This window comes from Psychromonas ossibalaenae ATCC BAA-1528 (genome assembly GCF_000381745.1).
In the GTDB taxonomy this organism is placed as follows: domain Bacteria; phylum Pseudomonadota; class Gammaproteobacteria; order Enterobacterales; family Psychromonadaceae; genus Psychromonas; species Psychromonas ossibalaenae.
Map to the genome: position 1 here is coordinate 33,170 of NZ_KB906986.1, position 11,400 is coordinate 44,569.

Genomic DNA, 11,400 nt, shown 5'->3' on the forward strand with positions numbered 1-11,400 from the left:
GTATTTAAACAGTAACCAAAAAATCATGTCATTTAATAAACCGATAAAACCAGCTGAAGATATTGACAGCGTACGCAGATCAGCCTTCTGGCATTTAGGCCGCCGTGACCATAGTGAAAAAGAGTTACGCGAAAAAATCGCCCGTAAAACCGATAATCAGCAATGGATCGAAACGGTGATAAACGAATGTCTTGAAAATAATTATTTAAATGACAATCGTTTTGTAGAAAATTTTATCCGCAGTGCACAAAATAAAGGTTTTGGTATTAACCGGATTAAACGAGATCTGCAGCGTAAAGGCATCGACGCAGGTGATCTGGCGAACACCTTTGAAAGCAGTGTATATGATTATGTAAACGGTGCAGTAACACTATTGTCAGGCAAATATAACAAGCGTCTTGCTAATCAACACCTAAAACAAAAAGCAATGGCTTTTCTGCAGGGTAAAGGCCACGATTTTAATGATATATTCAGCGCTATTGAAATACATAATGAAGCTTATCCAGAAGAAGAGCGTGTTGATATCAACGAAGCGGCCCAGCTCCTGTTTCGTAAATTTAAGACTGAAATTGTAGAACGAAAACAGCACGATAAAGCGATGCGATTTTTGTTATCGAGAGGTTATACATTCAGTGATGCCCAGGATGCAGTTAAAGAATTTAATAAACAGATGCATGAATCTGACCAGTAAATAATATAGACAAGCAGCAGGATAAAGTAATGGCCAAGGTAAAAACAAAAATCGCATATGTATGCAGTGAATGTGGTGCAGATTATAAAAAATGGCAGGGTCAATGTGCCGAATGTAAATCATGGAATACCGTCACAGAATTTAGAGAAGCATCAACGACAACAAAATCGGTAAATGCTGCTGTAAACCGTGCTAAAGCAGGTGGCTATGCTGGTGTATTGAGCAGCGGCGTACAGCGGATTTCCGGCGTGCAGGTTGAGAATGCAGCTCGTGTAACAACCGGATTGTCTGAACTGGACCGTGTGTTAGGCGGCGGTATCACGCTGGGTTCAGTGGTACTTATCAGCGGCGACCCGGGCTCAGGCAAAACCACCCTGCTCACCAAAGTGGCCGAAGTCATGTCGCAGTCTATGTCTACCCTCTATGTGACCGCCGAAGAAAGTCTCAGCCAGTGGGCGAAACGCGGCATTGAACGCTTAAAGCTCAACTTTAATGAAGATAACTTTTTATTATCAGATACCGATAGTGTTGAAGATATTGTTGATCAGTGCGTCGAAAATAACGTCAAGTTTCTAATTGCCGATTCAATCCAGGCGTTTGAATCAAATGCTGTGGACGGCTCTGCCGGCGGCGTAACACAAGTAAAAACCTGTGCCAAAATCTTAAACAGATTATGTAAGCAGCACGGTATTACCCTGATTCTAGTTGGTCAGGTGAATAAAAACTCGCAGATGGCCGGCCCTCAGACCTTAAAACATATTATTGATACGGCTATTCATATTGAAGTGAATGATGCTTCGGTGCGTATTTTACGTGCTGATAAAAACCGTTTCGGCGATACGGAGCAGGTGGGCATTTTTCAAATGACCGAAAAGGGAATGCACTCGGTTGATAACCCGAGCCGCCTTTTCCTTTCCGGCAGTGAAGAACATTTTGAAGGCTCCGCGATCTCGGTGATCAAAGACGGCGCGCGCAACCTGCTGATTGAGATTCAGGCATTAGCGACCGAGGTAGAAGGCGAAAAATCTATCCGCAACTGTATCGGTGTTTCCTACAGCCGTTTATCTCTTATTACCGCAGTACTGAAAAAGCACGGCGGCATTCCCACCTATTACGATATCAATATCAGTCTGGTCGGCGGCCTGAAAATGGCCGATTCAGAAACATCGACAGATATGGCGGTAACGGCAGCCTTGCTCAGCTCCATTAACTCCAGACCGCTGCCGGAAGATTCAGTGTTTATCGGCGAACTGGCTCTGACCGGCGAATTACGTCAGATACCGCAGATTGTGCCGCGTGTGCGCGAAGCATTAAGCCATGGTAAAAAACAAATCTATATTCCAGCGGTGGCTTATCATAAATCGATGCAGCAGTTTGTTAAAGCGGATCAGTCTGTTATCCCGCTTAAAAACGTTAAGGATTTAATTGAAGCGTTGAATTAAGAAATCTCCACAAGGCGCCATGCACGGCGCCTTTAATTCTCAGGCCATTGAATTTAAAGGGTATAACCTGTAGGTCCATTCTTTTGTCGAAATATTTTACAAAGCCATAAAAACATAATGAACTGATTTATAAGCGATTAAATATAAAATAGTGCTTAACCTGCTGAAATCACACTGCATAACTATTATAAAAATTTACAGTTGTACTACTTATAAATATACCCCACATTAAAAACATCCTTCAATCAACTTTAATGAATTGATTTTAAACAACTTAATGCTAATGGCCTGATGTTTGCTTCAGTTAACAGATTAGCATTGCAGGTTGCAGTGCTTATGCATAAGTAGGAGTTTAACTGATGAACAAGAAACTACATATAGCAGCAGGTTTAGCATTGTCATTTGCTATTAGTAACAGCCAGGCAATTGTTATCACAGATATGGTGGGTGACGTTGATTGTTTAGGCGGCGCGATTGTCTGCGGAGCAACCTCATTTACTGGTTCTTTTGACAACAGGTCTCCAGCAGAACTTGCAGCCACTGACGGCGCTCAGCATACTGACTATGCGACCGGACCGTATGGCACTTGGTTAGGTAATCCGACTTTTAACCACAGCTATTCAGTTTTCAGCAGCATTGCCTCAGCAACATGGGAAGTTGGTGTCGGTGGTGTACAAAGCCAAAACGATAGACTGTATTTAGACGGAGCACTGTTTGCAAGCGGCGCGCAGATCCCTGAACAAGGCTCTAATGGTTATGGTATTTTAAGTTACGCGCTGACCGGCGCTTCACTGATAGCTTTGCTTGACGGCAACGGCTCATTTAGATTCAATCTCAATTCTAATGACAGTGGTGAGCCTGTGGTATTTGACTACAGCAAACTCACCATTACAGGTACTCTTCGTGACGGTGAAGTACCAGAGCCTGCGGCGGCTGCACTTTTAGCCTTAGGTTTATTAGGCTTTGCTTTAACAAGACGCAGAAGAACTTAATCACTGCCATGTGGGAGTTCGCTCCCACTTTTTTTGTCCGCCTTCTAGCTGTTTATTAAAATGTCCGATATGTCACGCCCGCATTGATTATTTAAAAATCCCCTTTGCCAGTCAAAAACAAAAAATCATGAAATAAGCAGTCATAATAGTGCCGCAAAAATACGCTATTATACTCACTTCAATTTTCATAAAGAGCTTAAAACATGTTAGCGAACACGACTCTTAAATCTGCTTACAAAATTTTGGCTGCGGCAGCCCTGCTTCTTTCACCATCATTATCGGCACTGGACTTAAATAATGCCGTAAAAGGACAGGTCTTTGAGGTTAAATTAAAAGACTTATTACCTACCCAGCCTTCCGTCGGCTTTGATCAGATATACTATAAACTAGGCCGCTTTGAGCAGGATCTTAAAAAACAGCTCGATGAAATTTGTGAAACAAACGGTCAAAAAGGAATTAAACAGTTCAATATCAATTCACAGGCGGATCTGCCCGGCTCTTTTAAATGCAGAAAACCTGTCGGCAGCCGTATAGACGAAATGAAAACCGTTGTGATCGCACCGGATAATCATTTGTATTTAACAGACGGGCATCACACCTTAAATACTTTCTGGCATATGCCCGGAGGCGGTCAAAATTTTGCACTACATGTGCTGATTAAAAATGATTATCGAAACCTTAACTCGATGGATAGTTTCTGGCAGGCGATGAAAACAGATAAAAATATCTGGTTATTTGACAGCGAAAACAAACCGCTAGATTTTTCTGAACTGCCGCAGTCATTAGGTTTAATAAACTTCTCCGATGATGTCTATCGTTCGATGATGTATTTCACCCGCGACACAGCATGGGAAAAACCTAAACATCCTATCCCGTTTTTAGAGTTTTACTGGGGGCAGAGTTTACGCAGTAATATTAACTTAAGCAGTTATGACTTGTTGTCCATGCAGGGTTATCTGAAAGCGGTTAAGGACAGCAGTGCCACCTTATTATCCCTTAATGATACAAATTTATCCGGCTCCGGCAGATCTGTGCAGCAGATGGGCCTGCTTGAGAAATTTAATCACAAAGCATTTGATAAATTAAGCAGCAGAAAGAGTAAATTAAACTATATGCTGGTTTATAAAACGGCATTAAACACAAAATAGTTATACGCAGAGCTTATTACTGCGACGGATCATATTCGATGCCGTATTTCTTTAATAAAATCAAGTATTCAGGCGTTTTCTTAAAATCACTCAGAGCTTCAGCAAAGCGCTGTGCCAGCGCTTCTCCGGCACGAGCTTTTGAAAATGCAATATACTGCGAAATACCCGGTTGATAAGGTTTCAGATAAGCAATTTTATTTGCTATTCCCTGTCTATGCGCAAAGTAACGGATCCTGTCGATATGACCTATTCCGATATCAAATCGACCGGACAGCAGCCTCTTTAACAATATTACCTCATCTTTAGCGCCTTCATCTTTCTGCAGCCAGTCTGCCCGATCAAAATATTCCCCATAGCTGTAACCGCTTATTCCCCCTATCCTGAATCTGGTGCAGATCGCCGTCATACTGAAACCTGTGCTTTGCACTTTTTAAAACAAAAAATCCGTTATTTACTACGCTCAAAATATTCCTATTATCAAAAATAGCAAACTCTTCGCGTTGTGCTGTTTTTCCGATATATACCCGTTATCATTCAAGATGCAAAAATCAGCAAGTCGTGAGGTAAACAGGTTCTAGGCGTGAAGGTGAAGATCTAACGGGTTAAATCGAGACTTCGCAACAACGAATATGTTTGCCTAACGGCTTGCCCCGTGGGTCGCGAGCTCGAAAACCAATACTGCGTTACAACATTCGATAAGGACTAGCCATTGTCATCATGTTGCGCCTTGCCTTAGTGTCCGAGCTCGCGACTGATAAATGCATTTTGATTGGTAACGGGTATAGGTAATCGCATCCGCCTCACCATTTTTCATCATACGTATCGCTCTTTTCCAGGGCACACTGATAAATTCAATCTTTATTTTTAATATACCCGCTATCGTGTAAATAATATCAATATGAAGCCCGGTCATCTTATTGTCGGAAGTTATGATTTCTTGCGGAGGATTACTCCTGGCGGATCTAACGATCAGTAACGATTCCTGCTTTTCGGCATATACTCTCTGACCTAGCGCCAGCACAATCAATATGAAGGTAATGAAAATATTTTTCATATAACCTCCCTATGTACCAATAATATAAGCCGTCAGCGGTAAAACGCCGATATCTGTGCACAAGTATGGATATACGGCTGTGTTTTTACCACATTAAAACGGCCGTTATTTCCATATAAAACGTATTCGTCACCTGAAAACAGACTAAAAAAACGGGAAAGAAAAAGATACAAACACTAAGGGGAACTGCCCGTTTTACCTTTGATAAAAAGTTACTGCTTTGCTTTAATGGGAGTAAATACAATTCTTACCGCTTTTTTTAGCCTTATATAAGGCTTTATCTGCTTTCTCAAGCAGCTCCGCACTGTTTAAGTTTTCCTGATAACAGCCGCCGGCAATACCAATGCTCATGGTAACGTGCGCAGCAGCGCTGTTTCCCTCATGCGTTATGTTTAAAGCGTTAACTTTAGCAAGCACCTCCGCCGCCATTTTCTGCGCCCCATCAGGTGTCGTATTAGGTAAAATAAACAGAAATTCTTCACCGCCGTAGCGGGCAATAAAATCAGTAGAGCGCCTTTTACTGTGCAATAGTGCGGCGCTTACCTGTTTCAGACAATCATCTCCAGCTAAATGGCCGTAAATATCGTTGTACCTTTTAAAATAGTCAATATCCATTATCAACACCGCCAGAGGTCCTTGGTTTCTCGCAGCAGTCTGTAATTCCTGCTCCAGCCTCTGATCTAAAGCACGCCGGTTATACAAGCCCGTTAGTCCGTCAGTTAAAGAGAGATCCCGTAATATCTGCTTCTGCTCTTCGATTTCGGCGGCAAAGATATTAAATGCTTTCGCCATATCGGAAATTTCGTCGTTACCGCTGACATCGAATTCGATCTTATCACCTTTAAGCCGCGCAATAACCTGCCTGTTAAGTAAAACAACACGTTCAACAAAACGCCTTTTAATGAAATAAATAACAGAAAAAAGAACAAATAAAACAAATAACGAAACGACATTCATTAGTTTTGTTTCAGCGTCCGTCGCCTCAATTATCGCATTTGTATCGGCAACTACGGTCTCATTAATCTGATAAGACTTAAATTCGGCTACGCGGGAAAAATCATCAAGCAGATTTTTCAAAAAATGCTCCCGTCCAATAACACGCCCGTTAATACGAAGCTGCATAATTTTCAACTGCAGCAGGCCGTTTTCGGCAAACATCAGCTGACGCAGCTGGTCAGTTAAAGATTCAGCGCTTGTCCGGCTGGACAGCGGCAGCAAAAGAATATCTTTTTCGAGTAATGCTATTTTATTTTCAGCCTGACGAAAAACCTGCCTTACTTCCTGTAGTCTGAGCTTTATTAATGTTTTACTGGCTAAGGTTATCATCTCTGAATACGCAGACGTCCAGATTGTACCGGCTGAATTTCTATTTACTTGCGGTGATAAACTGAACATTTTTTCATGAAGTGTATACATGCTGCTTTGAGCTTCTATTATCTGCTCCTGTATAGTTAATTTATGCTGCACCAGCTGCTGTAAACTAAAAAATTCACTACTGATTACATTCAGTTGAGTGCTCAAATAAACATTACTATCCTGTTCATTTATCTGCTTTTGAATACTCTGCACTTTATTTTCAATGCTTTGTTTTACAATCCGCAGCGTTACATCATTACCGGAAAAAGCCAGACGGCTGCTTAAATGCAGCAGCTCATTTATCTGGTTGTGCAGGTTCCTGGAGTAAGTGATCTCTGGAAAAGAGTCTTCCGTGATCTGTACTAAAATAGACTGAAAACTACCCAGGCGGTAATGTGATAAAGTCATCGCGCTTATAAATAAAAAAACAATGCTTATAAATGCGGTGCTGATAACAGCAGCAAGAGAGCATCGACGCCCGCGGGACGAGTGTGAAAGCTGCTGGGGTATTTTTTTTCTGCTGTTCATGGCTGACCCGCAGGTTGTTTAGCAATATCTAACATTCTAGATTCTATTTTAGGCGAAATACTGTTTGTTAAACGTAGTTCGTTAATCAGTATATCTGACAGCAGTTTTGACATCTGCTGATTATAGGTAAGCGGTACATTATGTTTAAACCGCTGATAACCATCACCGCCATTGGCAAGGTAAGATGAAGTCGCCAGCTTATAGCGCTTTAACGGCAGCAGCGGGCTGTCACTAATCTCCACAGAAACAACGCGGTCACCAGCTGCTGCTTGAGAATTGTAAACAACTTTCATACCCGAGATCTGTGGGAAGCGGCCTTTGGCATTTTTTATTTGTGAAAAACCATTTTCTAATACCGCTATTAACTGCATTCCTGTCACTTCTAATAAAACCACGGTATCACGGTAAGGAAGCATTTTAACAATATCTCTTCTACTAATTTGAGTGTTTTTAGGATAAAAACTGTTGCCTCGAACTGCGCCGCCGTTAAGCAGTGCAATATCAGCCCCGCTGTGCTTTTTCATTAAATCGGTTACTAAATTACCTAAGGCATTTTCGGTTGTTCGTAAACTTAGCGACGACGTATCTATATCTGTACTGGTGACGCCGATTATTTCATCCAGCAGTAAATTTAAACGGCTGCTGTAATTGTCTATCTGACGCTGCACAATAGAGTTTTTAGGGTACGACAAAAGTTTCTCTGCCTGCCACTGCACCGTTAGTGTCTGCACTTGTTTTGTATGCCAGCTCAGTTCAATAACTGCCGCCTGAGAAGTTTCAGGCAAAAATACCTGTTTAGGATGCTCCTGCACCTTTTCAGCAGTCAACAGACCGGTTTCACTATCATTTCGTAACACCAGATCTACCGTACCATTTTTTAAATAATCAACGCAGTTAAGCTCAGTGCCTCGATAATGCATGATAATAAGATCTGCTCCCAGAGCGCGTAATTTTTTCGCCTTGGCGGCAATTATAAAATTCGGATCTTTTACACTGCTGCGTGTTAGGTTATAGGTTTCAAGTACCTCCTCATCCATTAGCGATATAAAACCCAGTTTATATTTACCCTGCTGAATCATTACTGAATCCAGTACTCCATCAAGGTTCTGCTGTGTAGATATTTGTGCAGTATTACTCTGCACAATAGGAAAAGCAGCCTCATAGGTACGCAGTGACAACTCATCTTCAGAAAAAGCGAAATCTCCATTGCTGGCAGCCATTACGTCAGGCTCTATGCTGTTCAGCAGATCAATAATATGAGTGCCGTGGTCAAAGGAGGATAAGATACTTGGAAAAAGGCTGTTACCGCCAAAAACAAAAAAAGTTGGAATCGGCTTTGCTCTATGAATTTCTAATAGCGATGCTAACTCCGCGTAACCGCCTTTATCGCGGCTCTCTATTTCAGTGAGCCCGGCAGTAAATATCAGATTAGCTTTTTCAGCAGCCGCATAAGCATTATTTATGCACAGCAAAGCGATAATTAGAAAAATAATTTTGAGCATGATCGTTGACGCCGTTATTGCCTGAGCTGCTTACCCTGTGTTTATTAGTCTGCAAAATGAACAGAATTAAAGACAAACAGCATACCCTGTTGAACAAAAATGACCATTTGATTAATCATTTATCATTTGAATACAAGTAGAAGATCACTTAATAGGATCAGTATAGTCATGAAACGGCTAATTAAGGAGATTGCCACTGTCTGAAATACAGCCATTAGAGTCGGTCGGAGGGGGATCAGAAAACAGCGTCTGTTCCCTATCCGGCGCTTTATGCGCCGGATAGGATTTTCACTAGCGCGAAAATAGTGAACGGATATATATACCCATGTTACTTCAAGATGCAAAATCAGCAAGCCAAATTGTACTTAGATGCCAGGCATAAAATTGAAGTATAGTTGTTCTACATTGAGACTTTATAACGACGCAGATGAGTGTTATTTGGCTTGCCCTGCGGGGGATCAGCTCAAAAACCAGTATCGCGTTACAGCATTCAATAAGGGATCACCATTACCCTCATGCTGTGCCTTATTCTGGTCTTCGAGCTGAGTCCTGATAAAGCACCTTGAGGTATCATGGGTATAGCTCCCCCTATTTTCTTAATAACAGGCTAACTATTAAACACAGGCTGCCAAGCAGGTAAGCACCTAAGCAGGATAACCAGCCAACCTGCACAAACACCATTAAAGGCTGCTGTGCCGTCAGCAGCGCCATCGGCATTGAGCTGATGTCACGGATGAAATCGGCCAGACTTGTAAATGTAAAAACATAGGTACTAACTAGCTTAAGCGTATAAGCTCCCACTACAACCACCAGCAACGGGGAATTGCTGACCTGCGAAACAGCCAGAAGCAGACAAGCCAGCGGCAGCAGCGCTAAGCTGACCAGAATCATTTTTGCCATAAACATTAACCAGCTAAGTAATACCCCGAAAAATGAAACTTCTCCCAGCAGACTAATTAAATCCTGACCATTAGTTAATGAAATAAACCACAGTAACAGCTCCGCACTTAGTACCAGAAGCGAACAGATCAGCGGAATTAAAATCAATGCAAAACCCAGTTTAACGACATGGGTCTGCAGATCAGATACCGGCATACTGCGCCAGAACATCAGACTGCCCTCCTGACGTTCTTTACGGAATGTTTTAGCCAGATACATTATTGATAACAACAGAGAAACAGCACCAGCACCAAAAGCTATGACCCTGCTAAGTCCCTGCGCAAAGTCAGGCGCATCATTCCCCTGATAATTAAACTGCAGTGACATATTACTAATAGAGTCAGTATTTAGTACTATCGAGCCCAATATCAATAACCCGAAAACCAGTAAAAACAGCGGTAAACGTGTCACAATTTTATGTTCAAGCAGCTCTTTTTCAAGCATAAAAAAACTAGGATGCATTAGACGCCCTCCTTTTGAAGTGCAATAAATATTTCCTGAAGATTTGGATTTATAATTTCACCCAGGCCTTCTGCCTGTGAGCGGTACTGACTTTTAAGCAGCCATTTAGTACTGCCGAGACCGGCTTGAGAAGAAATAGGCGACATCTGCTTAATGACTTCCTGATGCTGATGCAAAGCATCAACAATGAAATACTGCGCATGCAGCGAATCCATATCGCCCTGCAGCACAACCTTTCCCTGCTTGAGCATTAGTACATCGGTAAGCAGGTGTTCAATTTCATTTACTTCATGACTGGCGATAATCAGAGCGCGTTCACCATCATGAAACCATTCGATAAGATGACGATAAAAAGTATCACGATAAATAAGATCTAAACCTAAAGTCGGTTCATCGAGAATTAATACCTTAGTATCAGTGGCAATGATGATAGACAGGTGCAGCTGTACCTTCATGCCCTTAGATAAAGCACTTATTTTTTTAGACAATGCTATCTGCGTACTGCTCAGCAGCTGTTTAGCTTTACTGATATCAAAACTCGGGTGCACACCGCTGGTGTAACGTAAAATCTGTGCAACTGTCATCCACTCTGGTAATACATTCACATCCGAAATATAGGCCAGATTAGACATTAACTGAGCACGCTGACTGACCGGGTTTAAGCCGCAGACCCGGATTTCACCCTGATGACTCAGTGATCCCAGAAGCGCTCCGATCAGCGAGGATTTCCCCGCCCCATTATGACCTAACAGGCCCAGCACCTGCCCTGCCTGCAGTTCAAACGAAACATCTTTAACCGCCGTGGTCGACTGGTACTTTTTAGTGATATGTGCAGCGCTGACTAATGTGCTCATCTGTTTTCCTCAATTTGTTTTTCTAACTCTTCAATAAAATCCTGCACAGGCATATCAATACGTTTAAGCATCTGTGCAATGTTTACAATATCCCGGGTTAAAAACAGCTGTTTTTGTTCCATTTTCAATTTTTCAGCAGCACCGGGTAAAACAAACATGCCCTGACCGCGTTTTTTCTCAATTAAGTTTTTATCAACCAGGAGCTGATAAGCCTTCATAACAGTCTGGTGATTAATTTTCATATCTGCTGCAACGGCTCTTACCGAAGGTAATGCACAGCCCTCCTGCCACACTCCAAGCAGGATCTGCTCTTCAATCAACTCTTTTATCTGATGAAATATGGGTTGTTTATCATTCCAGTCGCTCATACGGACCCTGTTATGGTGTTATGCCTATGTATAACACCATAACTCTGAGAGCCGCTAGATGCAA

11 protein-coding genes are annotated in these 11,400 nt (G+C 42.1%); 4 read left to right on the top strand and 7 right to left on the bottom strand.

Annotation, left to right across the window (positions count from 1 at the left end):
• Nucleotides 1–25: 25 nt before the first annotated feature.
• From G327_RS0111170 to G327_RS0111185, 4 genes are all read left to right on the top strand, one after another.
• A complete protein-coding gene (locus tag G327_RS0111170; protein ID WP_033298221.1) occupies nucleotides 26–691 on the top strand; it encodes a regulatory protein RecX in 666 nt (221 codons plus the stop codon).
• 29 nt (nucleotides 692–720) lie between these two features.
• On the top strand, nucleotides 721–2,133 hold the full coding sequence (gene radA / locus G327_RS0111175) for a DNA repair protein RadA (RefSeq protein WP_019614865.1): 1,413 nt from the start codon (nucleotides 721–723) through the stop codon (nucleotides 2,131–2,133).
• A 359-nt stretch (nucleotides 2,134–2,492) separates the two neighbouring features.
• The gene (locus G327_RS0111180) at nucleotides 2,493–3,125 is read left to right on the top strand and encodes a PEP-CTERM sorting domain-containing protein (RefSeq protein WP_019614866.1); all 633 of its coding nucleotides are present in this window, start codon (nucleotides 2,493–2,495) and stop codon (nucleotides 3,123–3,125) included.
• A gap of 203 nt (nucleotides 3,126–3,328) precedes the next feature.
• The gene (locus G327_RS0111185; RefSeq protein ID WP_019614867.1) at nucleotides 3,329–4,273 is read left to right on the top strand and encodes a ParB/Srx family N-terminal domain-containing protein; all 945 of its coding nucleotides are present in this window, start codon (nucleotides 3,329–3,331) and stop codon (nucleotides 4,271–4,273) included.
• A gap of 16 nt (nucleotides 4,274–4,289) precedes the next feature.
• Here the strand turns inward: G327_RS0111185 and G327_RS0111190 are convergent, their stop codons facing one another.
• From G327_RS0111190 to G327_RS0111220, 7 genes are all read right to left on the bottom strand, one after another.
• On the bottom strand, nucleotides 4,290–4,679 hold the full coding sequence (locus G327_RS0111190) for a type 2 periplasmic-binding domain-containing protein (RefSeq protein WP_019614868.1): 390 nt from the start codon (nucleotides 4,677–4,679) through the stop codon (nucleotides 4,290–4,292).
• Nucleotides 4,680–4,988: 309 nt separating this feature from the next.
• A complete protein-coding gene (locus G327_RS0111195) occupies nucleotides 4,989–5,327 on the bottom strand; it encodes a substrate-binding periplasmic protein (RefSeq protein WP_019614869.1) in 339 nt (112 codons plus the stop codon).
• A gap of 225 nt (nucleotides 5,328–5,552) precedes the next feature.
• The gene (locus tag G327_RS26040; protein ID WP_019614870.1) at nucleotides 5,553–7,211 is read right to left on the bottom strand and encodes a diguanylate cyclase; all 1,659 of its coding nucleotides are present in this window, start codon (nucleotides 7,209–7,211) and stop codon (nucleotides 5,553–5,555) included.
• On the bottom strand, nucleotides 7,208–8,713 hold the full coding sequence (locus G327_RS0111205) for a bifunctional metallophosphatase/5'-nucleotidase (RefSeq protein WP_019614871.1): 1,506 nt from the start codon (nucleotides 8,711–8,713) through the stop codon (nucleotides 7,208–7,210). Before G327_RS0111205 ends, G327_RS26040 begins: the two co-directional genes overlap by 4 nt.
• A 588-nt stretch (nucleotides 8,714–9,301) precedes the next feature.
• On the bottom strand, nucleotides 9,302–10,114 hold the full coding sequence (locus G327_RS0111210) for a hypothetical protein (protein WP_019614872.1): 813 nt from the start codon (nucleotides 10,112–10,114) through the stop codon (nucleotides 9,302–9,304).
• Nucleotides 10,114–10,968 carry an ABC transporter ATP-binding protein gene (locus tag G327_RS0111215; protein ID WP_019614873.1) on the bottom strand — a complete coding sequence of 285 codons (855 nt, stop codon included), beginning with the start codon at nucleotides 10,966–10,968 and terminating at the stop codon, nucleotides 10,114–10,116. Before G327_RS0111215 ends, G327_RS0111210 begins: the two co-directional genes overlap by 1 nt.
• Nucleotides 10,965–11,336 carry a GntR family transcriptional regulator gene (locus tag G327_RS0111220; RefSeq protein WP_019614874.1) on the bottom strand — a complete coding sequence of 124 codons (372 nt, stop codon included), beginning with the start codon at nucleotides 11,334–11,336 and terminating at the stop codon, nucleotides 10,965–10,967. The genes G327_RS0111215 and G327_RS0111220 overlap by 4 nt, the downstream gene beginning before the upstream one ends.
• Nucleotides 11,337–11,400 lie beyond the last annotated feature (64 nt).

What these genes read in the sequence shown, in the direction of transcription:
- G327_RS0111170 (WP_033298221.1), top strand. Translation starts at nt 26, where the DNA reads ATGTCATTTAATAAACCGATAAAACCAGCTGAAGATATTGACAGCGTA.
- radA (WP_019614865.1), top strand. Translation starts at nt 721, where the DNA reads ATGGCCAAGGTAAAAACAAAAATCGCATATGTATGCAGTGAATGTGGT.
- G327_RS0111180 (WP_019614866.1), top strand. Translation starts at nt 2,493, where the DNA reads ATGAACAAGAAACTACATATAGCAGCAGGTTTAGCATTGTCATTTGCT.
- G327_RS0111185 (WP_019614867.1), top strand. Translation starts at nt 3,329, where the DNA reads ATGTTAGCGAACACGACTCTTAAATCTGCTTACAAAATTTTGGCTGCG.
- G327_RS0111190 (WP_019614868.1), bottom strand. Translation starts at nt 4,679, where the DNA reads ATGACGGCGATCTGCACCAGATTCAGGATAGGGGGAATAAGCGGTTAC.
- G327_RS0111195 (WP_019614869.1), bottom strand. Translation starts at nt 5,327, where the DNA reads ATGAAAAATATTTTCATTACCTTCATATTGATTGTGCTGGCGCTAGGT.
- G327_RS26040 (WP_019614870.1), bottom strand. Translation starts at nt 7,211, where the DNA reads ATGAACAGCAGAAAAAAAATACCCCAGCAGCTTTCACACTCGTCCCGC.
- G327_RS0111205 (WP_019614871.1), bottom strand. Translation starts at nt 8,713, where the DNA reads ATGCTCAAAATTATTTTTCTAATTATCGCTTTGCTGTGCATAAATAAT.
- G327_RS0111210 (WP_019614872.1), bottom strand. Translation starts at nt 10,114, where the DNA reads ATGCATCCTAGTTTTTTTATGCTTGAAAAAGAGCTGCTTGAACATAAA.
- G327_RS0111215 (WP_019614873.1), bottom strand. Translation starts at nt 10,968, where the DNA reads ATGAGCACATTAGTCAGCGCTGCACATATCACTAAAAAGTACCAGTCG.
- G327_RS0111220 (WP_019614874.1), bottom strand. Translation starts at nt 11,336, where the DNA reads ATGAGCGACTGGAATGATAAACAACCCATATTTCATCAGATAAAAGAG.